Annotated in this window: 19 protein-coding genes and 1 pseudogene; 14 read left to right on the forward strand and 6 right to left on the reverse strand. The window is 73.4% G+C overall.

Annotated elements, in window-relative coordinates:
* Positions 1-85: 85 nt before the first annotated feature.
* Together AAH979_RS34410 and AAH979_RS34415 are read right to left on the reverse strand one after the other, a co-directional pair.
* Entirely contained in the window at positions 86-979 is an 894-nt protein-coding gene (locus AAH979_RS34410; RefSeq protein WP_346262302.1) for an SRPBCC family protein, read from the reverse strand.
* Positions 976-1,398: a metalloregulator ArsR/SmtB family transcription factor gene (locus AAH979_RS34415; RefSeq protein ID WP_346262303.1), complete on the reverse strand. Its 423-nt coding sequence runs from the start codon at positions 1,396-1,398 to the stop codon at positions 976-978. The genes AAH979_RS34410 and AAH979_RS34415 overlap by 4 nt, the downstream gene beginning before the upstream one ends.
* A 131-nt stretch (positions 1,399-1,529) precedes the next feature.
* Here AAH979_RS34415 and egtA point away from each other — a divergent pair, with 131 nt between their 5' ends.
* From egtA to AAH979_RS34465, 10 genes and pseudogenes are all read left to right on the forward strand, one after another.
* On the forward strand, positions 1,530-2,759 hold the full coding sequence (gene egtA, locus AAH979_RS34420) for an ergothioneine biosynthesis glutamate--cysteine ligase EgtA (RefSeq protein ID WP_346262304.1): 1,230 nt from the start codon (positions 1,530-1,532) through the stop codon (positions 2,757-2,759).
* Positions 2,756-4,090, forward strand: a complete 1,335-nt coding sequence (gene egtB / locus AAH979_RS34425) for an ergothioneine biosynthesis protein EgtB (RefSeq protein WP_346262305.1) — start codon at positions 2,756-2,758, stop codon at positions 4,088-4,090. Before egtA ends, egtB begins: the two co-directional genes overlap by 4 nt.
* Positions 4,091-4,133: 43 nt before the next feature.
* Positions 4,134-4,868: pseudogene (gene egtC, locus AAH979_RS34430) on the forward strand (ergothioneine biosynthesis protein EgtC); the annotation flags it as partial.
* Positions 4,869-5,149: 281 nt separating this feature from the next.
* A complete protein-coding gene (gene egtD, locus AAH979_RS34435; protein WP_346262306.1) occupies positions 5,150-6,115 on the forward strand; it encodes an L-histidine N(alpha)-methyltransferase in 966 nt (321 codons plus the stop codon).
* 230 nt (positions 6,116-6,345) lie between these two features.
* On the forward strand, positions 6,346-6,933 hold the full coding sequence (locus tag AAH979_RS34440; RefSeq protein WP_346262307.1) for a TMEM165/GDT1 family protein: 588 nt from the start codon (positions 6,346-6,348) through the stop codon (positions 6,931-6,933).
* A 98-nt stretch (positions 6,934-7,031) separates the two neighbouring features.
* Positions 7,032-7,247: a hypothetical protein gene (locus tag AAH979_RS34445; protein ID WP_346262308.1), complete on the forward strand. Its 216-nt coding sequence runs from the start codon at positions 7,032-7,034 to the stop codon at positions 7,245-7,247.
* 294 nt (positions 7,248-7,541) lie between these two features.
* A complete protein-coding gene (locus AAH979_RS34450; RefSeq protein WP_346262309.1) occupies positions 7,542-9,020 on the forward strand; it encodes a polysaccharide biosynthesis tyrosine autokinase in 1,479 nt (492 codons plus the stop codon).
* Positions 9,021-9,060: 40 nt separating this feature from the next.
* Positions 9,061-10,308: a glycosyltransferase family 4 protein gene (locus tag AAH979_RS34455; RefSeq protein WP_346262310.1), complete on the forward strand. Its 1,248-nt coding sequence runs from the start codon at positions 9,061-9,063 to the stop codon at positions 10,306-10,308.
* Positions 10,309-10,495: 187 nt separating this feature from the next.
* Positions 10,496-12,280 carry a DUF4012 domain-containing protein gene (locus tag AAH979_RS34460; RefSeq protein ID WP_346262311.1) on the forward strand — a complete coding sequence of 595 codons (1,785 nt, stop codon included), beginning with the start codon at positions 10,496-10,498 and terminating at the stop codon, positions 12,278-12,280.
* Between the two features lie 69 nt (positions 12,281-12,349).
* Positions 12,350-12,979 (forward strand): hypothetical protein, encoded by a 630-nt coding sequence (locus AAH979_RS34465; protein WP_346262312.1) that lies wholly within the window; start codon positions 12,350-12,352, stop codon positions 12,977-12,979.
* Between the two features lie 274 nt (positions 12,980-13,253).
* Here AAH979_RS34465 and AAH979_RS34470 read toward each other — a convergent pair whose 3' ends face one another.
* Positions 13,254-14,210 carry a zinc-binding dehydrogenase gene (locus AAH979_RS34470; protein ID WP_346262313.1) on the reverse strand — a complete coding sequence of 319 codons (957 nt, stop codon included), beginning with the start codon at positions 14,208-14,210 and terminating at the stop codon, positions 13,254-13,256.
* A gap of 190 nt (positions 14,211-14,400) precedes the next feature.
* Here AAH979_RS34470 and AAH979_RS34475 point away from each other — a divergent pair, with 190 nt between their 5' ends.
* Both AAH979_RS34475 and AAH979_RS34480 read left to right on the forward strand, forming a co-directional pair.
* Positions 14,401-15,384: a pirin family protein gene (locus AAH979_RS34475; RefSeq protein ID WP_346262314.1), complete on the forward strand. Its 984-nt coding sequence runs from the start codon at positions 14,401-14,403 to the stop codon at positions 15,382-15,384.
* Between the two features lie 109 nt (positions 15,385-15,493).
* A complete protein-coding gene (locus tag AAH979_RS34480) occupies positions 15,494-16,159 on the forward strand; it encodes a hypothetical protein (RefSeq protein WP_346262315.1) in 666 nt (221 codons plus the stop codon).
* A 248-nt stretch (positions 16,160-16,407) separates the two neighbouring features.
* On the opposite strand, the gene AAH979_RS34485 is transcribed toward AAH979_RS34480, so the two are convergent.
* Together AAH979_RS34485 and AAH979_RS34490 are read right to left on the reverse strand one after the other, a co-directional pair.
* Positions 16,408-17,058 carry a DUF1345 domain-containing protein gene (locus tag AAH979_RS34485; RefSeq protein ID WP_346262316.1) on the reverse strand — a complete coding sequence of 217 codons (651 nt, stop codon included), beginning with the start codon at positions 17,056-17,058 and terminating at the stop codon, positions 16,408-16,410.
* Between the two features lie 16 nt (positions 17,059-17,074).
* The gene (locus AAH979_RS34490) at positions 17,075-17,380 is read right to left on the reverse strand and encodes a DUF2795 domain-containing protein (protein ID WP_346262317.1); all 306 of its coding nucleotides are present in this window, start codon (positions 17,378-17,380) and stop codon (positions 17,075-17,077) included.
* A 77-nt stretch (positions 17,381-17,457) separates the two neighbouring features.
* Here AAH979_RS34490 and AAH979_RS34495 point away from each other — a divergent pair, with 77 nt between their 5' ends.
* A complete protein-coding gene (locus AAH979_RS34495; RefSeq protein WP_346262318.1) occupies positions 17,458-18,363 on the forward strand; it encodes a sulfotransferase domain-containing protein in 906 nt (301 codons plus the stop codon).
* 27 nt (positions 18,364-18,390) lie between these two features.
* On the opposite strand, the gene AAH979_RS34500 is transcribed toward AAH979_RS34495, so the two are convergent.
* The gene (locus AAH979_RS34500) at positions 18,391-19,563 is read right to left on the reverse strand and encodes a CaiB/BaiF CoA-transferase family protein (RefSeq protein ID WP_346262319.1); all 1,173 of its coding nucleotides are present in this window, start codon (positions 19,561-19,563) and stop codon (positions 18,391-18,393) included.
* 328 nt (positions 19,564-19,891) lie between these two features.
* Between AAH979_RS34500 and AAH979_RS34505 the strand changes: the two genes are divergently transcribed.
* On the forward strand, positions 19,892-21,739 hold the full coding sequence (locus AAH979_RS34505; RefSeq protein ID WP_346262320.1) for a glycosyltransferase: 1,848 nt from the start codon (positions 19,892-19,894) through the stop codon (positions 21,737-21,739).
* The last annotated feature ends 54 nt before the right edge of the window (positions 21,740-21,793 follow it).

Here is a 21,793-nt window from a genome sequence, read left to right on the forward strand (position 1 = left end):
TGTCAAGCCGGGAACGCCGTTACGTTCCGTCCCGTTATCCAACCGGCGCCGCGCCGAGTCCGGCTCACCGGCTGACCCGACCCGGTCAGCCGGCGAGCCGGTCCGCCTCCTCGGCGAGCTGGCGGGCGAGCGGCTCGATCCGGGAGCGCCAGGCGGCCAGCGCGGTCGCTTTGCCGCCCGGCGCGTCGGCCGGCCCGGTCTGTTCGAGTACCAGCCGGGCGCCGTGCCCGGTGCCCTGGGCCAGTTCCCAGCGGATCCGGCCGGCCGGTGCTCCGGCGGCCTCCCAGGCGTACTCCAGCAGGGTCGGGGGGTGCAGTGCGGTGACCGGGCCGGCCGGGAACTCGTCGGTGGTGAAGCCCGGCGGCGGTGGCGCACCGAGCGTGGCCGGCCGGTCGGGCGCGGACCGGGTCAGTGCCGCCCAGACCGCCTCGGCGGGCCGGGTCAGTTGCCGCTCGAAGCGCACCCGCCAGCCGTCCCCGGTGGTGTCGGCGACCCCCTCGGCCAGCCCGAACCGCTCGACGTACGACTCGTGCAGCCGCCCCGACGGGCGTGCCGACTGGTCGACGGACCGGCCGTCCAGCACACATTCGAGCGCGTCGAGGCAGATCTGCCAGCCGGAGGCGAAGCTCGCGGCGCCGGCCCGGTCGTCGAAGACGTGGCTGAACACCAGCAGGCAGCCCGGACCGTCCGGGTGCAGTTCGATCCGGAAGAGCTCGTCCTCCCAGGTGAAGGCGAAGAGCCGGGGCGGCTCGTACGCGTCGACCCGGCCGATCGATTCCGGCGGCGCGTCGGGACCGGACCCGAAGCTGAAGGTGATCCGCCCGCCGGGGCGCGGGTCCAGCCGTATCTCGGCGGGGAACCACTCGCGGAGGTGCTCGGGCTCGGTGACGGCGGGCCAGACCTTCTCCGCCGGATGGGCCAGCCGGCGCTCGATGCGCAGCACCTGCCGTCCGTGCGCGGTGTCCAGGCTCTCGTTCACGACAACTCCTCGGATCTCGGATCGGTCCGCCGCTTCTTGGTGGGGCCGGAACGCGCCGGTGGCGGCGGCTCGACGACCGGCGGGTGCTCGGGCCCGGCGGAATTGTCGGACCCGGGTGGCATGGTGTTCAGATGCCGTTCAAGAGCATCGATCCGGCTGGACCACATCCATCGGTAGGGTGCGAGCCAGGCGTCGAGTTCGGCGAGCGGTTCGGGGCAGAGTTCATACCAGCGGCGTTGCGCCTCCGGGCGGACCCGGACCAGCCCGGCGTCGCGCAGCACCCGCAGGTGTTTCGAGGTGCCCGGCTGGGTCAGCCCCAACTGCTCGGTGAGTTCGCCCACCGAGCGCGGGCGCTCCCGGAGCAGGTCCAGGATGTGTCGCCGGACCGGCTCGGCGAGGACTTCGAACGGCGTGGCCATGACCCCGAACATACCAACTCAGTAATATGCCGATCAAGTTATGCATGTGCGGCGCTCGGCAGTAGTCCGGAGCGTGTGCATCGGAAAACCGGGTAAGGGGAGTCGGTTCCCAGGAGGGAGGACCTGCACTGATGCCATCCGACCTGGACAGCGGCACGATCCTGCGGGCGATGGAGGACGCCGAGGGATATGTCGCCAAGATCTGCTTCAAGACCGGGCCGCCCACGCTCAGCGGCGTAGAACTGGAATGGACCGTGCACGACGCGGCCGTTCCGAGCCGACCGGTGGACCCGGCCCGGCTCCGCACCGCACTCGGCCCGTACGCCCCGACCACCCTCGATCCCGACAGTCCCGGCCAGCCGTTGCCCCGCTCGGGCACGGTCAGCATGGAGCCCGGCGGCCAGGTGGAACTCTCCACCGCCCCGCGTCACCTCCTCGGCGAGCTGCACGAGAGCACCACCTCGGACCTCGCCCACCTCACCGATCTGCTCGGCGCCGCAGGACTCGTCCGCGGCGACACCGGCATCGATCCGCACCGGCCACCGACACCGGTGGTCGACACCCCCCGCTACCGCGCGATGCGCTGCGCCTTCGACCGGCTCGGCGCGGCCGGCCGGACCATGATGTACAGCACCGCCGGGCTCCAGGTCTGCCTGGACGCCGGCACCGTCGACCGGTTCGCCGACCGGTGGGCCGCCGCACACGCCTTCGGACCGCCCCTGCTCGCGCTCTTCGCCACCGCCCGTCGGCACGCCGGCCGGGACACCGGCTGGGCCTCCGCCCGGATGGCCGCCTGGCAGTTCATCGACCCGGCCCGGACCCGTCCGGCCTGGTCGCCGACGCCGGGCTCGGCCGACCCGGTCGACGCCTGGGTCCGGTACGCGCTCGCCGCGCCGCTGCTCTGCGTACGCCGGGACGGCGGGGACTGGACGGTCCCGCCCGGGATCACCTTCCGGGACTGGCTGGCCGGTGCGCTGCCCCGGCCGCCGACCACCGACGACCTGGACTACCACCTCAGCACCCTGTTTCCGCCGGTACGCCCCCGGGGGTACCTGGAGATCCGCTACCTCGACGCGCAACCCGACGGTGAGTGGATCGCGCCGGTCGGCGTGCTCGCGGCGCTGCTCGACGACGACCGCACCCGGGACGCCGCCCGGGCTGCCTGCGAACCGGTCGCCGGCCGGTGGGCCGAGGCGGCCCGGCGCGGGCTGCGGGACCCGCTGCTGGCCGGAGCGGCCGATACCCTGCTCGACCTCGCGCTGCGGTCGCTGCACCGCACCGGACTGTCGCCGGCGACCTGCGAGGAGATCACCCGGATCGTGGCGCGGCGGTTCGCCGCCGCGCGGGAGGGATCGACATGACCGACGTCCGACCCGACAACCGGCCGACCGGGCCGCTTCGCGACCGGATCGCCACCGAACTCACCCGGGCCCGGGACCGCAGCGTCCGGCTCACCGAGGCGGTCGACGACGACGACCTGGTCCGGCAGCACTCACCGATCATGTCCCCGCTGGTCTGGGACCTCGCCCACGTCGGCAACCAGGAGGAACTGTGGCTGGTCCGCGATATCGGCGGCCGCGATCCGGTGCGGCAGGACATCGACGACCTCTACGACGCCTTCAAGCATCCCCGCAAGGACCGGCCGGCCCTGCCGCTGCTCGGCCCGGCCGAGGCCCGACGCTACGTCGCGACCGTCCGGGACAAGGTCTTCGACCTGCTCGACGGCGTACGGTTCGACGGCAGCCGGCTGGTCGCCGACGGGTTCGCGTTCGGCATGATCGCCCAGCACGAGCAGCAGCACGACGAGACCATGCTCGCCACCCACCAGCTCCGGACCGGCCCGCCGGTGCTCTCCGCACCCGCGCCGCCGCCCTCGGCCGGACCGGTCGCCGGTGAGGTGCTGGTTCCGGCCGGGCGGTTCACGATGGGCACCTCCACCGACCCGTGGGCGCTGGACAACGAGCGCCCCGGCCACCCGGTGGAACTGCCGGCGTACGTCATCGACGCGGCGCCGGTGACCAACGCGGAATACCTCGCCTTCGTCGCCGACGGCGGTTACGCCGACCAGCGCTGGTGGAGCGAGGCGGGCTGGCGGCACCGGTCGTCGGCCGGACTGACCGCTCCGATGCACTGGCGGCGGGACGGCACCGACTGGGGCTACACCCGGTTCGGCCGGTTCGCCCCGCTGGTCCCGGACGAGCCGGTGGTGCACGTCGGCTTCCACGAGGCCGAGGCGTACGCCGCCTGGGCCGGCAAGCGGCTGCCGACCGAGGCCGAGTGGGAGAAGGCGGCCCGCTGGGACCCGGACAGCGGCCGGTCCCGCCGCTATCCGTGGGGGGACGACGACCCGACGCCCGAGCACGCCAACCTGGGGCAGCGGCACCTGGCGCCGGCACCGGTCGGGGCGTACCCGGCGGGTGCCTCGCCGCTCGGCGTCCACCAGCTGATCGGGGACGTCTGGGAGTGGACCTCCAGTCCGTTCCTCGGCTATCCCGGGTTCGCCGCCTTCCCCTATCGGGAATACTCCGAGGTCTTCTTCGGCTCCGCCTACCGGGTGCTCCGGGGCGGCTCCTTCGGCACCGACCCGGTGGCCTGTCGGGGCACGTTCCGCAACTGGGACCTGCCGATCCGCCGGCAGATCTTCAGCGGCTTCCGGTGCGCCCGGGACGCCCGGCCGGACGAGACGGCGTGACCGGTCCCGACCGGTTGCCCGGCCGGCGGAGCGGGGCCCGCTGATGTGCCGGCACCTGGCCTATCTCGGTCCCGCGCTACCGCTGGCCGCGCTGCTGTTCGACCCGCCGCACTCGTTGGCGCGGCAGTCCTGGGCACCCCTGGACATGCGCGGCGGCGGCACGGTCAACGCCGACGGCTTCGGCGTCGGCTGGTACCCCCTGGACGGCCCGCCGGTGCGCTACCGGCGGGCCACCCCGATCTGGGCCGACGACACCCTCCCGGTGCTGGCCGCGGCGACCTCGGCCGGCGCGGTACTGGCGGCGGTGCGCTCGGCCACCGTCGGCATGCCGGTGGTCGAGACCGCCGCCGCCCCGTTCGCCGAGGGACCGTGGCTGTTCAGCCTGAACGGTGCGGTCCACGGCTGGCCGGACTCGATCGCGGCGCTGGCTGGCCGGCTGCCGACCCGGGACCTGATGACCCTGGACGCCCCGACCGACGCGGCCCTGCTCTGGGCCCTGGTACGCCACCGGCTGCGCGCCGGGGCCGGGCCGGCCGAGGCGGTGGCGGAGACCGTCCGGGAGGTGGCCGCCGCGGCTCCCGGCTCCCGGCTGAACCTGATGCTCACCGACGGGCGGCTGGTGGTGGCGAACGCCGGTGGGCACGCGTTGTCGGTCCGGGCCACCGGGGAGTCGGTGCTGGTCAGTTCCGAGCCGCTGGCCGAGGAACCGGGCTGGCGGCCGGTCCCCGACGGCCATCTCGTCGTGGCCGCCGCCGGCCACCTCGACATCGCGCCGATCTGGCCGACGGACCACCGGCGCGGAGCCGGCGACCAGCCCGTCCCGCATCCGTCGGCCGCGATTCGACCGAGCGACGCAGCGCCGAGCGACGCAGCGCCGAGCGACGCAGCGCCGAGCGACGCAGCGCCGAGCGACGCAGCGCCGAGCGCGCCACCGGGGCGTGCGCGACCGGAGTGCCGGCGCGAGCAACAGCAGAGTCCGGGCTGAGCGGCCGGAGCGGCCGGTGCGAGGAACCGGACCCGCCGCACGGTGCGGCGGTGTCGACCGAGGGGAGTGTGCGGGTGACCGCTGATCCGTTGGAGATATATCTGGAGGAACGGGACCTGGAGCGGGCGCTGCGGGAGGACGTCCGGACCGGGCTCACCGGCACGCCCCGGTGGCTGCCGCCGAAGTGGTTCTACGACGCCCGGGGCAGCGAGCTGTTCGAGGAGATCACCCGGCTGCCCGAGTACTACCCGACCCGGGCCGAGCGGGCCGTCCTGGCGGCCCGGGCCGGGGAGATCGCCCGGCTCACCGACGCGAAGACCCTGATCGAGCTGGGCTCGGGTTCGTCGGAGAAGACCCGCCTGCTGCTCGACGCGCTGACCGCGCGGGGCAGCCTCGGTACCTTCGTGCCACTGGACGTCTCGGTCAGCGCGTTGGAGCAGTCGACCGCCGAGATCGCCGCCGCCTATCCGGGGCTGCGGGTACGCGGCATCGTCGGCGACTTCACCCGGCACCTGGACCGGCTGCCCACCGGCGGCCGGCGGCTGGTGGCCTTCCTCGGCGGGACCATCGGCAACCTGCTGCCGGCGGAGCGGGCCGGATTCCTGGCCGCGCTGCGCTCGGCACTGGAGCGGGGTGACTGGCTGCTGCTCGGCACCGACCTGGTCAAGGACCCCGGCGTGCTGGTGCCGGCGTACGACGACGCGGCCGGGGTCACCGCCGAGTTCAACCGCAACGTGTTGCGGGTGCTCAACCGCGAGCTGGGCGCGGATTTCGAGGTGGACGGGTTCGCGCACGTCGCGCTCTGGGACCCGGACGAGCGCTGGATCGAGATGCGGCTGCGCGCCCGGCGGCCGATGCGGGTCCGGGTGCTCGACCTCGACCTGGCCTTCGCCGAGGGGGAGGAGCTGCGGACCGAGATCTCGGCGAAGTTCCGTCCGCAGGACGTCGACGCGGAACTGGCCGCTGGCGGCTTCACCGTGCAGGCCCGGTGGACCGACGACGACGGCCTCTTCGCGGTGACCCTCGCCCAGGCCACCTGAGGTCCCGGTCAGCCGAAGGGCGCCTCGCCGCCGTCGGGCGTGCTCGGGTAGGGTCGTCGGCAGCGAAGGGGAGTAGCTCCCAACGTCGTGGTCGACATACTGGTGCGCGCGTGTCGCACACCCGGCCACGCGGCCTCACCCCGGTGGGGCGGGCGAGACCTTCGACTCAGGCAGCAATGCCGGGTCGAGGTCGCCCATGCCCCCGCCCGGCATCGACCGGGAAGGGTGACATGCAGGACTTCAACACCGCCTTGGCGATCAGCTTCGGCGTCATCTTCGTGGCCGAGCTGGGCGACAAGTCGCAGTTGATGGCGTTGACCTTCGCCACCCGGTTCAAGGCACTACCGGTGATCATCGGCATCACCGTGGCGACCTCGGTCGTGCACCTGGCCTCGGTCGCCCTCGGTGTCGGCCTCGGTGCCGCGCTACCCACCGGCTGGATCGCGCTGGTCGCCGGGCTCGCCTTCCTCGGCTTCGGCATCTGGACGCTGCGCGGCGACTCGCTCACCGAGGAGGAGCGGCGCAAGGCGGAACGGACCCGCCGCTCCGCGATCATCGCGGTCTCGGTCGCCTTCTTCCTGGCCGAACTCGGCGACAAGACCATGCTGGCGACGATCACCCTGGCCACCCAGTACGGCTGGTTCGGCACCTGGCTCGGCTCCACCGTCGGCATGGTGGCGGCCGACGCCCTGGCCATCGGCGTCGGCCGGATCCTCGGCCGCCGCCTGCCGGAGAAGACGATCCGGTACGGCGCCAGCGCGCTGTTCGGGATCTGCGGGGTCTGGTTGCTGGTGGACGCGGTGCACCAACTGACCTGACGACCACTGCCGGGTGTGGGACGGCCGGGATGCGGGTAGCCGTTTTGATGGCCGGCGGTCGGTACGGCCGACCTGTGGCCCGAACGGAGGATCACTGCATGACCAGGCACGATGAGCCGAACGAGTACGGGTTCGCCGGTGACGTGGCGCTGCCCGAGCCGGAACGGCCGCACAAGCGGGACGTGGTCGCGGAGGAGGCCGAGGAGGCCGCCGTTCCCGGCTCGGACCTGTCGCGTGAGTTCCGGGAGGCGCTCGCCGACTCGGACCAGGTGGAGGAGGCGGACGAGGGTGCGGAGCCGCCCCCGTCGCGTTGAGTCCCGGGCATCATCGACGGCGCCGGCCGAATGGCCGGCGCCGTTTCGTCTGCCCGCTCCGCCGCCGCTCCCGTCCGCCCTGCTCCGGGTGCGCTGCCTGAACACCTCGCTGCCTGAACACGTCGCTGGTACTTATCGGCCTTATTGGGCCGAGTGTGACTACTGACGGCGCCCAATCATCTACATTCGGTAGGAACTGCCGAGCGACAAGTGGGAACTTTTCATACTGTCGCCTTTTTTATGATCACTAGAGGTCTTGGCGCCGATTGGTGCCGGGACGGAAGGCCGGGGCTGATGGATCTGCACACTTACCTGCGCGCGCTGCGCCAACGCTGGTGGGTGGTACTCGCGACCGTGATGGTCGCGCTGGGCCTCGCCGGGTTCGTCACGGTACGGGCGACCCCGCAGTACGCCTCCTCGGTGACCTTCTTCGTCACCTCCTCCGGGCACGGCATGACCGACGCGTACCAGGGCAGCCTCTTCCTCCAACAGCGAGTCAAGTCGTACGTCGACCTGCTCAGCAGCGACCGGTTGGCGCAGACCGTCGCGGCGGAGGAACGCGTGGGGCTCACCGCGGACGAGGTGCGCTCCCGGGTCAGCGCGCAGGTCGAGGCGGACACCGTCCTGCTCTCCGCGACCGTCACCGACACCGACCAGGCCCGGGCGCTGCGGCTCACCGAGGCGCTGGCGGCGCAGTTCGTGAAACTCGTGCACAGCATCGAGACCCCGCCCGGCGCGAAGGAACCGCCCATCAAGATCGAGGTGGTCGGCGGCCCCCGGGTGAACGCCGAGCCGGTGTCGCCCCGCCCGGTCCGCAACCTCGTCCTGGCCGGAGTGTTCGGGCTGGTACTCGGCGCCGCGCTCTCCGTGTTGCGCGGACTGACCGACACCACCTTCCGGGACGGCGAGACGCTCCAGGAGGCGACCTCGGCACCGCTGCTCGGCAGCATCCCGTACGACGGGCAGGCCCGGTCGAGCCCGCTGATCGTCGGTGGCGCCGCCCAGACGGCCCGGGCCGAGGCGATGCGGAAACTCCGGACCAACCTGCGGTTCGTGGACGCCCAGGAGCCGGCCCGGGTCATCGCGGTGACCAGTGCGGTGCAGGCCGAGGGGAAGTCCACGCTCGCCTGCAACCTGGCGATCACGCTCGCCGAGGCGGGCTGGCAGGTGCTGCTGGTCGACGCGGACCTGCGCCGGCCCCGGGTCGCGGGCTATCTCGGGCTCGGCTCGGGCGCCGGCCTGACCGACGTGCTGATCGGCGAGGTCGCGGTCGAGGACGTGCTGCAACCGTGGGGCGACAAGTCCATGCTGGTGCTGCCGGGCGGTTCGGTACCGCCGAACCCGAGCGAGTTGCTCGGCTCGAAGGCCATGGCCGACCTGCTGCTGTCGCTGCGCGAGCTGACCGACATCGTCATCATCGACACCCCGCCGCTGCTGGCCTTCACCGACGGCGTGGTGGTGGCGGTGCAGGCCGACGGCGCGCTGCTGGTGGCCCGGCAGGGCAAGACCCCGAGCGCGCAGACCGCCGCCGCCGCGCAGGCGCTGCACGCGGTCTCCGCCCGGGTACTCGGCTGCGTGCTGAACATGTCGAAGGAGAACAAGATCGACGTCGAGCAGTACCGGGCGTACCGGAAGGGTGGGCCGGTGGAGACGGTCCTCGCCACGCGCGGCGAGGAGCCACCCGTCGCCGACCCGGTACGCGTCCCCCTGAACGGTGTCGTGGCCGCCGCGCCCGCGGACAACACGGAGGAGCTCGACCGGGTACCGCGATAACGCGGGCTCGCCCGGTCGCGGGGTGATCGGGGGATGAAAAATGAAGATCGGCGTTATCTCGTACTGGTTTCCGCCCGAGCCCGCCTTCATACCGGGCTGCCTGGCCGAAGAGCTGGCCGCACGCGGTCACGAGGTGCGGGTGCTCACCGGGTTTCCGAACCATCCGACCGGCCAGGTCTATCCCGGGTACCGGCAGCGGTGGCGGCACCAGACCGACGACGGCGGGGTCACCATCCGCCGGGTGCCGGCGTACGCCAGCCACGACGGTACGGCGGCCCGGCGGGCGGCGCGGCAGCTCACGTACGCGATGAGCAGCGCGCTGGCCGCGCCGGGCTTCCTGGCCGGGGTGGACGCGCTCTACGTCCACTTCCCGCCGGCCGGCGCGTACGCGGCGGCGGCCCTGCTCCGGATGCTGCGCCGGGTGCCGGCGGTGGTGCACATCCAGGACATCTGGCCGGAGGGGGTGACCCCGCCGCCTGGCGAGTCGGGGCGGGACGCTTCCGGCGGGTTCACCCACGGGCTGCTCGGCCGGACGATGCGCGCGATCTACCGGTCGGCGGCCGGGATCGCGGTGATCTCGCCGTCGATGCGGGACGTGGTGATCGAGCGGGGCGCCGATCCGGACCGGGTGCGGGTGGTGCTCAACTGGACTGACGAGCGGCTCTTCCGGCCCATGGGCACCACTCCGGCGGCCCGGCGGGCGATCGGGCACCGCGGGCACACCACCGTGATGCACGCCGGCACGATGGGGCCGTTCCAGCGCGTCGACACGGCGGTCCGGGCCGCCGCCGCGATCAACGGCAAGGTCGACCTCGATCTCGTCCTGGTCGGCTCCGGGCCGGAGGAGCGGCAGTCCCGGCAGCTCGCCGAGGAACTCGGCGCGACCAACGTCCGGTTCCTCGGCTGGCGTCCACCGGCCGAGGTGGCCGACCTGTACGCCGCCGCCGAATACCAACTCGTGCTGTTGCGCGATCTTCCGGCGCTGCGCGGGGCGGTGCCGGCGAAGTTGCAGGCGGCGCTCTCCGCCGGGGCGCCGGTGGTCGCCTCCGCCGGCGGGGACACCGCCGACCTGGTGGAGCGGGCCCGGGCGGGACTCTCCTGTCCGCCCGAGGACTGGCAGGCGCTGGCGGACCGGTTCGCCCTGGCTGCGGTGATTCCGAGTACCGCTCGCGCGGAGATGGCGCAGCGGGCCCGGGACAGTTATCTGTCCCGGATGTCGCTGCGCACCGGCGTCGATCAGATGGAGCAGCTGCTGGCCGAAGCGGTGGCCAGCCGCCGGCGGCGCTGACCTGGCTCTTCGCCCGTCACCGCAGCATCGCCCTGGCCGGTTTGTGAACTTTCCTCACTATAGGCCCACAAAAGCATTGTAAGGGCGGTTGAAATACCAACAGTGAACTGTGAGCCGTGCTATAGAGATATAGGCGCTAAAGGCATTGTGTCCAGTTCATCCGACTTAGTCGAAAGCGGTGGTGGCGGTGGGGGACGTGTCCCCGGGACGGCGGACGGCGGGCCGTCGAGTGGTCCGGCGGAAGCTCCGCCGGATCCTGCTCACCGCACTCGTCATCGGCTGCCTGCTGGCCGTCGGCGGCGGCTGGCTCGGACTGCGCGGCTGGCAGGCCGGTGGACACCTGGAGAACGCCGCCAGCCTGGCCCGGGAGTTGAGCCAGCAGGTGCTGGACGGCCAGACCGGGCAGGCACGCCGGACCCTGGAGGCGCTGCAACAGCAGACCGCCGCCGCCCGCTCGCGTACCGGTGACATCGGCTGGCGTGCCGCCGGCTCCGCCCCGTACGCCGGCCGCAGCATGTCGGCGGTCCGGGAGCTGGCGGTCGGCGTCGACGAACTCGCCCGGCGGGCCTTCCCGGCCCTGGTCGAACTGAACCCTCAGACGTTGCTGCCCAGTTCCGGACGGCTCGACGTGGCCGCCATGCGCGGCGCGGTACCCGCGGTCGCCGAGGCGGACAGCGCGGTACGCGAGGTCCGGGACCGGATCCTCGCGGTGCCGACCTCCGGGCTCGTGCCCACGGTCCGGGACGCGGTGTCACAGTTGCGTGCCGAGCTGGACCGACTGGTCGAGGCGATCTCCGCCGTCCGGCGCAGCGGTGCCCTGCTCCCCGCCCTGCTCGGCGGCAACGGAACCCGGACCTACCTGGCGGTCTTCCAGAACCTCGCCGAGCCCCGGGCGACCGGCGGGATCTTCGGCGCCTACGCCGTCATCCGGGCCAGCAAGGGCGAGGTGAAACTGGTCAAGCAGGGCCCGGTCACCGACCTGAGCAATCACGGCCAGCCGCCGCTGTCACTGAGCCGGGAGCTGCGCGCGCTCTATACCGACCTGCCCGGGATCTATCCGGCGGACGTGAACCTCACCCCGCACTTCCCGACCGCGGCCACCCTGATCCGCCGGATGTACCAGCGGGCCGGTGGCGGCGCCATCGACGGCGTACTCGCCACCGACCCGGTCGCGCTCTCCTACCTGCTCAAGGCGATCGGACCGGTGCCGGTGCCGGGGCATCCGACCCTCACCGCGTCCACCGCGGTGCGTACCCTGCTGTCGGACGCGTACCGCCGGATCGACGAGCCGGCCAAGCAGGACAAGTACTTCGCCGTCTCGGCCCGGGCGGTCTTCGACGCCCTGCTGAAGCGGTCGGTGAACCCCCGCGCGGTGGTGCAGGCGGTCAACGCGGCCGTCGCCGAGCGCCGGATCCTGTTCTGGAGCGCGCACGCGAGCGAGCAGCGGGAACTCGTCGACACCCGGCTCGCCGGAGTGCTGCCGGAGCGGGAGTCGGTGCACGACGTCGGTGTCTTCCTCAACGACGGCAGCGGCGCGAAGCTCGGCTACTACCTGCACCGCTCGGCCGAGCTGACCGTCGGCGACTGCCGCGCGGACGGTAGCCGGGAACTCCACCTCCGGCTCACCCTGCGCTCGTCCGCACCCTCCTCCGGGCTCAGCGAGTCGGTGCGCGGCCTCGCGATGTCCGGCGACCCGTACACCGCCCGCGTTCTGGTCTCGGTCTTCAGCCCGGTACGCGGCTCGCCGCTGAGCGCCCGGCTGGACGGCAAGTCGAAGCCGATGGGCGGCGGCATCGAGCGGGGCCGGAAGGTCGGGGTACTGGCCGTCGACATCGGACCCGGACGTACCCGCGTACTGGAAGTGGGCCTGCTGACCCCGCCGAAATCCAGTGGCGCGGTCGAGTTGTGGCTCACCCCGGGCCCGACCCCATGGACCACCCGTGTCAGTTCCGCACCCGCGTGTGGCCAGTAGGCCGGCACGTCAGAACAAGTCATGCGATCCGTTGTGAACGTCATGCGATCAGTAGAGAGAGGATCCATCATGCGGCTATCCCGCATCATCGGCTCGGCGGTGGCGACGCTCGCCACGGTGGGCGCGTTCGCCATCGCGGGGTCGCCCGCACAGGCCCAGCCACTACCACAACCACCGTACCCACCACAGGCGCCGGCGCTGACCGTCAGTGACCCGACGGTGGAGGTGAACCAGACCTTCACGGTTTTCGGCTCCGGGTACGGCGGTAACGAACTCGTCCGGCTCGTCTTCACGCGTACGCCGCTGGGGCTCGGTGCCGGGACGGCGGTGCAGGACACCGGCGGGGTCGGCGCGATGCTGCCGGTTGCGCAGCAGGCGCAAACGGTGCACCGGAACCCGACCACGCTGACCGTCCGGGCGAACGTGACCGGGGAATTCTCGGTCCGGGTCCGGTTCAGCCGGACCGGCACCGTCGCCATCACCGGCACCGGGCTCACCACCGGCCGGGTGGCGAGCACCACGGTCACCGTCGTGCAGGGGCAGCCACCGCTGCCGGTCACCGGTAGCGAGACCGGGCCGCAGATCGCGCTCGGCACCATGCTGCTGATCGCCGGTGTGCTGCTGGTGCTGGTGGCGGTCGCGTGGCGGACCGCGAGCCGCCGCCGGGGCCGTTCGCGAGAGCTGACCTCGGTCGGCTGACCGTCGGGCGGGCGGCGAGAGCCGACCCGTACCTCGCAGGAGTGCCTGCCGGACGAGACACCTCGTCCGGCAGGCGCCTTCGTTTCTCGGCCGGACCTCCCGGGGCGGCGGCAGTGCTCGCCGCCGCCCCGGTGGCCGCGCGGTCAGGAGTCGAGCCGGCAGCAGTGGGCGGACAGGTCCCGCCAGAGGCACAAAGCCAGTCGGACGAAGGGTCACACCCACTGCTGCCGACAATCAGCTCACCACTGATGAACCGATCCCGCCATGCTCACAGTCAGCCGACCTCCAGCAGCGTCTTGCCCAGCGTGCGGCGGGACTGGATGGCCTCGTGCGCGTCGGCCGCCAGGTCCAGTGGAAACCGCTGCCCGATCACCGGGCGCAGCCGGCCCGCCGCCGCCTCGGCCAGCGCGAGGCGGGTCAGCTCCCGCAACTGCTCCGGTGATCGGGTCAGCGACCGGACGACGGTCGCCCCCCGTTCCTTCGCGACCTCGTCCGGGACCTGTGTCCAGCTACCGCTGGCCAACCCGAAACTGACCAGCCGACCGCCCCGGTCGAGCAGGTCGAACGCCGACCGGCCCACCGCGCCACCCACCCCGTCGAAGACGACGTCGAGCCCCTCGGCCCCGGCCCGGACCCGGTCCGGCCAGCCGGGCACCGAGTAGTCGACCGCGAGGTGGGCGCCGAGGTCCCGGGCCAGCGCCACCTTCCGGTCGCCGCCGGCCACCGCGACCACGGTGGCACCCGCCGCGCGGGCCAGTTGTACCAGCAGGCTGCCGACGCCGCCGGCCGCGGCCTCGACCAGGACCCGCTCCTCGGGGCGTACCTGCGCGGTCTCCAGCAACAGCAGTGCGGTACGCCCGTCCGCCAGCAGCGCCACCGCGCTGTCCAGCGGCAGCCCGTCGGGTACCTCGACCAGCCCGTCGGCGTCCACCGCCACGCGTTCGGCGTATGCGCCCGACCCGCCGGTACTGGTCACCACCCGCTGGCCGCGCAGCGCCGGTGCGACCCCCTGACCCAGCTCGGCGACCACACCGCCGACGCCGTTGCCCGGAATCGTCGGCAACCGCACCGGGAACGGGCCGGTGCCGGCCCGGAGCTGTGTCTCCACGAAGGTGATGTTGACGAACTCGACGTCGACCACCACCTGCCCCGGCCCGGCGACCGGGTCGGGCGTCTCCGCCACCGTCAGCCGCTCGGGACCGCCGAACTCCCGCAACCACACCGCCCGCATCCCAGCCCCTCCCGGCCTGCCGGCACCTCCACCGGGCCAGTCAACAACCTCGACCACGGTCGAGGTCAACCGGCGTACCGCACCGCTGGCCGGGATCCGGCCGATCCGTGTCCGCCAGTCTGGTATCCGGGCAGTGCCGGCCGGCCGGGTAGTCGGGTCTGGCGCCCTGGTCGCCGCGTAGGCTCGACGGGTGAGCATCACCGAGCCGATGCCGGGGGAGACCCTGCCGCCGGGCACCGGGACGGGCGCGGACACCGGGCCGACCAATGTGCTGCTGCCCGGTCACGACGTGCCGCTGGGCCGGTACACCACCGTGCGCCGGCTGTTGCCGCAGCGCCAGCTCCGCACCATCGGTGCCTGGTGCTTCGTCGACCACTTCGGTCCGGACGACGTGGCCAACCGGCCGGGCATGGGGATCGGGCCGCATCCGCACACCGGGCTACAGACGGTGACTTGGCTGGTGCACGGCGAGATCCGGCATCTGGACAGCCTCGGCAACGACCAGCTCATCCGGCCCGGTCAGCTCAACGTGATGACCTCGGGCCACGGCATCGCGCACTCGGAGTACTCGCCACCGGAGCATCCGCCGACCCTGCACGGCCTGCAACTCTGGGTGGCGCTGCCCGACGGGGCCCGGTCCGGCCCGCCCGGCTTCGCCCACCACGCCGAGCTTCCGGTGCTGACCGAGCCGGACTACTCGGTGACCGTACTCGTCGGGGAGCTGGCCGGGGTCCGGTCGCCGGCGGTGGTGCACTCGCCGCTGCTCGGGGCGCAGCTCTGGCTGCCCGACGGTGGCCCGGCCCGGTTGCCGCTGACCGCCGGCTTCGAGCACGGCCTGCTGGTGATGTCCGGGGCCGCCGAGATCGGCGGGGTCACGCTCACCCCCGGTTCGCTGCTCTACCTCGGAGCCGGCCGTCCCGAGCTGGCGGTACGGGCGACCGGCCCGACCCGGCTGATGCTGCTCGGCGGCGAGCCGTTCGACTCCGCGCTGGTGATGTGGTGGAACTTCGTCGGGCGCTCGCACGAGGAGATCGCCGAGGCCCGCGCGGACTGGGCGGCCGGCAGCCTCCGGTTCGGTCGGGTGCAGGGCGACGACTCGGATCCGCTGCCGGCTCCGCCGATGCCGACAACCCGGCTGAAGAGCCGCGACCGCCACGGCCGGACCGTCGGCTGACTGGTACGGCCGGACCGTCGGCTGACGAGGATGCCGGGCCGCCGCAGCGGTGGCGGGAAAACGGCGCCCCGGCCAGCTTTGGCCCGACCCGTCGTGGGTAGTCGCCGGCATGGCGACGACTGCGACGACGAGCGTCGAGGACCGTAAGCGGCTCGTCCGGCGGCTGGTGGCACGCAGCCGGGGCTTCGCCGAGGAGTACGGCTTCCAGGTCACCAACAACCCGGCGAGCCTGTTCCAGGTGCTCTGCCTGGCGATCCTGCTGCGCCGCACCGGCGAGGTCCGGCGCGCGGTCGATCCGGCCCGGGCACTGCGGGACGCGGGCTGGGAGAGCCCGGCCCGGATGGCGCGGTCCCGCACCGAGGCGCGGGCGGCGGTGCTGCGCGAGCACGGTCGGGGTGCCGACGCCGACCGGTTGGCCGGCACCCTGGGCGAGCTGGCCGAGGCGCTGGTCGCGCGATACCACGGCGACCTGCGCCGGCTGCGAGCCGCGGCGAAGCACGCGCCGGCCCGGGAGCGGGCGTTGCTCGCCGAGTTGCCGGGTGTGGACGCCGAGGTGGTGGAGCTGTTCCTGCGCGAGGTCCAGGCGCTGTGGGCGGAAACGGCGCCGGTCGCCGACCGCCGGGCCCTCGCCGCCGCGCGCCGGCTCGGACTCGGGCGTTCGGCGGCCGACCTGGCCACGCTGGCTGGCGGCGGGGAATCGGAGAAACTGGCCTGGTTGGTGGGTACTCTGGCCAGGATTGATCTCGAGGACAGATACCACGAAATCGCCCGTTGAGCAGCGAAACAGCGTGCTTTCACACACAGTTTCCCGGATTCTGGCCGAACGGTCCATCCCGGATCGTAAGATGGGTGCGCGGCGTCAGCCAGCCCGGTTCGGGCCGGCCGCCGCGATCCGGTGAGCGGGTCCGGTTCGGACGTGTGACCTCACCGGGGCACTGGCGGACGTGGCGCCCGGGACACGCGTGTGAGCGCGGATGTGACGGGCGCCCCGTCCGGTGCCTTCCCTCCCTTCGGGACGGACCGTCATTTGGCGAGCCCGGCGAGCAGGTTGATGGTCGCGGCGATGATGACCGCGCCGAACAGGTACGACAGCAGGGCGTGCCCGAGCACCGTGACCCGCATGGTCTTCGTGGTCAGGTCGGTGTCGGCGACCTGGAAGGTCATCCCGATGGTGAACGAGAGGTACGCGAAGTCCGTGTACTTTGGCGGGTCCTCCTCGTGGAAGTCCACCCCGCCGTCGTCGCCGGTGTAGTAGAGCCGGGCGTAGCGGGCGGTGAAGACGAAGTGCACGACCGTCCAGGAGAGCAGCACGCTGACGATGCCGAGTCCGATGTGCAGTTCCCGGTCGATGCCGCGGACCTCGTGGTCGGTGGCGAGCAGGATGCCGATCGCCAACAGGCTGGCCAGCCCCGCCCCGACCAGCACCGCGTCGCGTACCGGGCGGCTCGGGTCCTCCCGGACGGCCAGCTCGGCGGTCTGCTGCGAGTCCCGGAACCACAGCACCCGCCACGCCCACACCACATAGGCTGCCGCCGCCGCGTCCCAGCCGATCAGCGGCCCGAGCAGCGGCGACAGCAGGAGAGTGGCCGGTATGCCGACGCAGACCCCGACCAGCGTGATGACGGCCATCTGGATCGAGGCCTTCGGCGGGTCGGACCAGGGTCTGCGCCGCATCCGCGGAACGGGGGAGTCAGATCTGGCGCTGGTGCCGGGCGACCCGCTGGTGGGTACGGTCGCGGGTCTTGGCGGCCATCTCCGCCGGGCTGGCGTCCGGGGCCAAATCGGTCTTGGCGGACCGGGCCACCTCCTCGGTGTTCTGGTAGTCCACCGGGGGCATCCCGCGCAGCGCCTGAAGTACCTCGCGGGGCGCTCCCGCGCGCTCGGCCTCCCGGACGATGTCCTCCTTGGGCGCCGGAAAGTCCATCGACTCCAGGTACCGCAGTACGTCCGCGTTGGTCACCATGGGATCCCGCTCCTCGCCCGTTGTCTGGTTCACCGGCCGGCCGGATACCCGTTGTACGCACCCTCACGCCTGCCCGGGCGGATGGATCACCGGCCGGTATCCTCGGCCGAATGCCCGAAGCTTTCGTCCGGTACCGGTCCGGCGACGAGGACAGCGCCCGGTGGACCGGCTTCCCGTTCCGACCGGGTGACATCGTGATCAGCACCCGTTCCAAGAGCGGCACCACCTGGATGCAGATGATCTGCGCGCTGCTGGTCTTCCAGCGGGCGGAGCTGCCGGCCCCGCTGGCCGAGCTGTCACCCTGGCTCGACTGGCTCGGCGAGCCCCGGGACGACGTCGTCGCCGCGCTCCAGGCCCAGCCGCACCGCCGGTTCGTCAAGACACACACCCCGCTGGACGGGATTCCCCTCGACGAGCGCGCCACCTACGTCGTGGTCGCCCGGGATCCGCTGGACATGGCGGTGTCGCTCTACCACCAGAGCGGCAACCTGGACCGGGAGCGGGTCGCACAGCTCACCGGCCAGCCCGCGCCGACCGGCCCACCCCGGGTACGCCCACCGGTGCGGGAGTGGCTGCTGTCCTGGATCGACCGGGACGTCGCACCGGCCGACGAACTCGACTCCCTGCCGGGAGTACTGTGGCACCTCGGTGACGCCTGGGCCCGGCGGCACCTGCCCAACGTGCTGCTGGTGCACTACGCCGACCTCTCCGCGGACCTCGGCGGGCAGATGCGCCGGATCGCGCGGCGGCTCGGCATCGAGGTGCCGGAGCGGCGCTGGCCGGCGCTGGTCGAGGCGGCCACCTTCACCCGGATGCGGGACCGGGCGCCGGAGCTGGTACCGGACCGGTCCGGGGTGCTGAAGAGCCAGGCGGCGTTCTTCCGGCGGGGCGGCAATGGGGCGGGACGGGAAATGCTGCGTCCCGACGAGTTGGCGCACTACCGCCGCCGGCTGGCCACGCTGGGCCCGGCGGACCTGCTCGACTGGCTGCACCGGGAGGACGGCGACCGTCGGTAGCTCCTCCCGGACCGCCGGCCGGGTGGCTCAGGCGACGGTGCCGTCGGCCCGGAGTCGGCTGATCCGGTCGGCGTCGAGGCCGAGCTCGGCCAGCAGTTCGTCGGTGTGCTCGCCGGGCTGCGGCGGCGGCCGGCGGATCGCCCCCGGCGTACGGCTGAACCGGGGCGCCGGAGCCGGCTGCTCGGCTCCGGCGTGGACGACGAAGACGTCCCGGGCGGCCAGGTGCGGGTGCCGGGGCGCCTCCCGCCAGTCGAGGACCGGTACCACGCAAGCGTCGGTGTGCTCCAGCAGGGCGGCCCACTCGTCCCGGGTACGGGTGCGGAACAGTCGGGCCCAGGCGTCGTGCAGCGCCGGCCAGTTCGCCGGATCGGTGCGGTCCAGCGCCTCGTCCGGCGGCAGCGGGAAGCCGGTCAGCCGGACCAGTTCGGCGTAGAACTGCGGCTCCACGGCGCCCACCGCCAGGTGCCTGCCGTCGGCACACTCGTAGGTGTCGTAGAACGGGGCGCCACCGTCGAAGACGTTCACTCCACGGTCGTCGCCCCATTGGCCCATCCCGCGCATTGAGTGGATCATCGTGGCCAGCAGCGACACTCCGTCCACCATGGCCGCATCCACCACCTGCCCGGTGCCGCCGCCCCGGATGTCGAAGAGCGCGCAGACCACGCCGAGGGCCAGCAGCATTCCGCCGCCGCCGAAGTCGCCGACCAGGTTCATCGGCGGCACCGGCCGCTCGCCGGCCCGGCCGATCCCGTGCAGTACGCCGGTCAGCGCAAGGTAATCAATGTCGTGCCCGGCGTACCGGGCGTTCGGGCCGTCCTGGCCCCAACCGGTCATCCGGCCGTAGACCAGTCGGGGATTCACCGCCAGGCAGTCGTCCGGGCCCAGCCCGAGCCGCTCGGTGACGCCCGGCCGGAAGCCCTCGATCAGCACGTCGGCGGCGCTGACCAGGTCGAGTACCACCTGCCGGCCGGCCGGCGCCTTGAGGTCGACGGCGAGCGACCGGCGGCCCCGGTTGAGCAGGTCGGGGTGGGGGGTGCCGAACCGCTCCGGCCGGACCTCGCCGACCCGGTCCACCCGGACCACGTCGGCGCCCAGGTCGGCGAGGACCATCGCGGCGAAGGGACCGGGGCCGATGCCGGCCAGCTCGACGATCCGGACGCCGGTGAGCGGGCCGGCCCCAGCCGGTCGGGGTGCGATCATCCGTGCACGATAGGACACCCCGCCCTGTCCCGGTCCAGGCGGTGCCGCCGCCGGCCGCCATACCCCGGCCCGGTCGCGGAGCGCCCCGGCTCGGTCGCTGTGCCCCCCGGCTCGGTCGCTGTGCCCCCCGGCCCGGTCGCGGAGCCCCCCGGCTCGGTCGTCGTGCTCCGGTGGTGGTCATCGGCCGCCCTGGTCGCCGTGCTGCGGCCTGGCCGAGGTGAAATCCCTCTCTAACGGGTCACCGCCCGGCCCCGTCGACACGGCATGGTTGCCGTGTCGACCCGGGCGGTTGCCGTCGAATGGCCACGACAGGACGTATCGTCACCGCGTGGAGTGGCCCGATCACTGGCGGTTGGTGGGTGTGCCCCGGCCCGGTCGGGCGGAACGGCTCGGTCGGCTGGTCGGCCTGCGTGTGCTGCGGATCCCGGGCCTACCCCGGGTGTGGGTCGTCGCCGGTTCGACCGACCGGCTCCGGGACCTGCTGGCCCAGCCCGTCTCGCTGCACCTGACCCGCCGGGCGGTCGTCGTGGTGGCGTACTGGCGGGCGCCCCGGCGCGGCTGGTCGAGCGGCATCGGGCCGCTGGACCACCTGCGCCGGCACCGGGTGGCGCTGCCCGGCCGGGGACGGGGGACCGCCGTCGTCAGTGTCCGGCTGTCCCGGCCGGCGCAACTGCGCGAGGTGCTGCGGGCGGCGTTGGACGCGCTGGCACCGGGGCGGCCGTTGCCGGCACCGGCCGAGCCGAGCCTGACCAGCCACGGGACGCTGCCGGCGTACCTGCCGGCGGGCGGGACGGTGCTGCTCGGCGAGCTGGTCGGCAGCCCCGACATCCGGGCGTACGACGTACTGCTGCGGGCGCCGGGCGGCACCGGGGTGGGGTCGGGCACACCGCCGTACGCGGTCGGCTGGCAGACCACCCGGCACGGGATCGAGGCGCCGGACACCCCGCCGGCCGTACTGGTCGACGCGCTCCGGATCAACCCGCGCGGCCGCCGGCCCGACTGCTACCAGCCGGACGCTCCCCGGGTACGCCTCGACTTCACCCCGGCCGCCCGCCGGCCCGGCCCGGGGGCGTACCCGCTGGACGGGCCCGGGGTGACCGCGCCGGTGCTCGCCGCGCTGCGCCAGACCGGCGTGGTCGACTGCCCGGAGGTCCCCGACGCCGACCCGGTGGCGGTGGCGGCGCTGCTGGTCCAGATCGCGATGACCGGCGCGGTGCTCTCCGTGCCGCCGTTGCCGGAGCGGGTCGCCGGGCTGATCGCGCCGGAGCTGCGGGTCCTGCTGACCACCCCGGTGCCGCAGACCGGGGCGCTGGCGCTGGAGGTGCGCAGCGTGGTGCAGCGGCGGGCGGCGCTGCGCGGGCACGCCGCCGCGTTCGCCGTGCCCCGGCTCGCCTCGGCGGTGTTCCCGCAGCTCGGCCCGGTGCCGTCGGTGAGCGCGATCCTGGCGACCCGGCGCCCCGAACGGCTGCCGGAGGCGGTCCGGATGCTGGTCGCGCAGACGTACCCGGAGCTGGAGATCGTGCTCTGCCTGCACGGCGTCGAGCTGCCGGAACCGGTCCGGGCCGCGCTGGCCGGCTGCGGCCGGCCGTACGAGATCGTCCGGGTGCCGGCCGCCGCCAGTTTCGGCGCCGCGCTCGGTGCCGCGACCCGGCGGGCCCGGGGCAGCCTGGTCAGCAAGTTCGACGACGACGACAGCTACGCCGCCGAGCACGTCTGGGATCTGGTGCTGGCCCGGCACTACTCCGGTGCGACGCTGGTGGGCAAGGGCTCCGAGTTCGTGCACCTGGAGACCCGGGGTGTGACGCTGCGCCGGCCGTCCGGCACCGCCGAGTCCGACTGCCAGGTGGTGGCCGGCGGTACGATCCTGATTGCCCGGGGCGACCTGGAGGCGGTCGGCGGCTGGCGGCCGGTACCCCGGTCCGTCGACTTAGGACTGCTGGACCGGGTACGCCGGGACGGCGGCGGGATCTACCGGACCCACCCGCTCGGCTACGTCTACCACCGGCGGGCCACCGGGCACACCTGGGACCCGGGCGAGGGCTACTTCCTCGACAGCGCGTCGGCGTACTGGCCCGGGCTGCCCGCCGAGGTGCTGGGCGAGGTCGACGAGCCGCCGGGGCGGCCGGCGCCGGACCAGCGGACCGGCTCGGCGGCCGCCCGGCCGGACCGGTCCTGACGGCTGCCCCGCCGTGCCGGTGCCTGGCCGGAAAACCCCGGTTGTAACCTGCGG

The organism is Plantactinospora sp. ZYX-F-223 (assembly GCF_039649625.1).
Lineage (GTDB): Bacteria > Actinomycetota > Actinomycetes > Mycobacteriales > Micromonosporaceae > Plantactinospora.